Origin of the sequence: Flavobacterium sp. FPG59 (assembly GCF_002150205.1) — a bacterium.
Taxonomy (GTDB): domain Bacteria; phylum Bacteroidota; class Bacteroidia; order Flavobacteriales; family Flavobacteriaceae; genus Flavobacterium.
Genome location: NZ_MTCA01000349.1, coordinates 1 through 1,770 on the forward strand (window position 1 = coordinate 1; position 1,770 = coordinate 1,770).

A 1,770-nucleotide genomic window follows, 5' to 3' on the forward strand; every position below is an offset into this window, starting at 1 on the left:
AATTAGAAAGTGAAGGGAAATATTGGAATGAATTATTAGCTGGTGGTCCCGAATTTTTGTTCAGAGGATTGATCATTTCCAAACTTTGTAATGATGCAAAATATGACAAAAAATTAGCGTATGTTGAATCTCTTCTTATATCTATGGCTGATGATTATCTGCCTTATTTTGAGAAATTAAAAATAAGATTAGAAAATTTAGAACCTAAATATAATATATAACCCGATGGCTCGGATATGACGAGCATTCTCGATATTGATAGCGGAATTACTTCTTCAGTTCGCTATCGCTCGGGTGCATTCCGTGCCCACAATCAAAGTCAAATAATACAAGTAAAAACAAAAAAGCAACAAGTAAAATTGTTGCTTTTTTGTTTTGAAATTTCCTGCTGGCGATCGTTTGCAACTATTGCCAACAGCCTACTATGCCAATGTCTCTCACTTCGTGCCTACTACAAATACAGTAACACAAAAAATAATTTCCTATAATTATATAAAGACTTAGACCTAACAGGTTTTAAAAACCCCGATCGCTCGGATATATGAGCGTAACGGGATAGTGCGAAAATATTTTCCGTGCCCACAAAGAGAAGAAAAAAAACCCGATCGCGCGGATCTATCTCTACGCACGATAGCGCGGATTTGCAACCCGATCGCGCGGATATATCTCTATGTACGATCGCGCGGAATTGCATTCCGTGCCCACAATCAAAGCCCGACCCGATAGCGCGGATCTATCTCTACGTACGATAGCGCGGAATTACTTCGTCAGTTCGCTATCGCTCGGGTGCATTCCGTGCCCACAAAGTTCATCAACAATCTAAAATAAGTCCAACATTACAACATCTAAATCATTGTCTAAGCCCGCATAATTTCTAGCAGAACTAAAATAGTAATCTTCCCGATCGCGCGGATATGTCTCTACGTACGATCGCGCGGAATTGTATTCCGTGCCCACAACCCGATGGCTCGGATATGACGAGCATTCTCGATATTGATAGCGCGGAATTGCATTCCGTGCCCATAATCAAAGTCAAATAATACAAGTAAAAACAAAAAAGCAACAATTTTACTTGTTGCTTTTTTGTTATAAAATTTCCTGTTGGCGATCGTTTGCAACGAGCACGACAGCGCAGATTTGCAATCCCGATCGCGCGGATATGTCTCTACGTACGATCGCGCGGAATTGTATTCCGTGCCCACAATCAAAGTCAACCCCCAATGGCTCGGATATGACGAGCATTCTCGATATTGATCGCGCGGAATTACTTCGTCAGTTCGCTATCGCTCGGGTGCATTCCGTGCCCACAAAGTTCATCAACAATCTAAAATAAGTCCAACATTACGACATCTAATTCATTTTCTAAGCCCGCATAATTGCTAGCAGAACTAAAATAATAATCCTCTGGTGAGCTAACTACTTTCTCTTTTACAGGATTGTTGTGGATATAATTCACTTTTTGTTTTATGAACCAATTGGTTTCTATTATTTCAGCGTGATAGCCGTCTTGATATACTTTATAGCTTTGGTCTCTCTTAAGATGCGCACACGCTTGTTCAAAATATGCCAAAAGCCACTCCCTGCGACTCTCTGGTTCCTCTTTAATCGTTTGAATAATTTTTTTGGAAGTGTATTTTTTAAAATCACGCATGACATCAGATAGAATAAAACCATTTGTGGCTTTGCACATTAAATGGATATGACTGTGCATAATGCAATACGCATAAATCTCAAGTCCTTTTTTCTCCTGACAATATTGCAAAGCATTAA

Annotated in this window: 2 protein-coding genes; one reads left to right on the plus strand and one right to left on the minus strand. The window is 39.6% G+C overall.

The annotated features are described in order from the left end of the window. A partial coding sequence (locus FPG59_RS16780) for a hypothetical protein (RefSeq protein WP_176330775.1) occupies positions 1–221 on the plus strand: 221 nt, incomplete at its 5' end. A gap of 1,103 nt (positions 222–1,324) precedes the next feature. Here FPG59_RS16780 and FPG59_RS15850 read toward each other — a convergent pair. Beyond that, positions 1,325–1,770, minus strand: a 446-nt coding sequence (locus tag FPG59_RS15850; RefSeq protein ID WP_086455502.1) for a transposase, incomplete at its 5' end; no start/stop codon positions are given.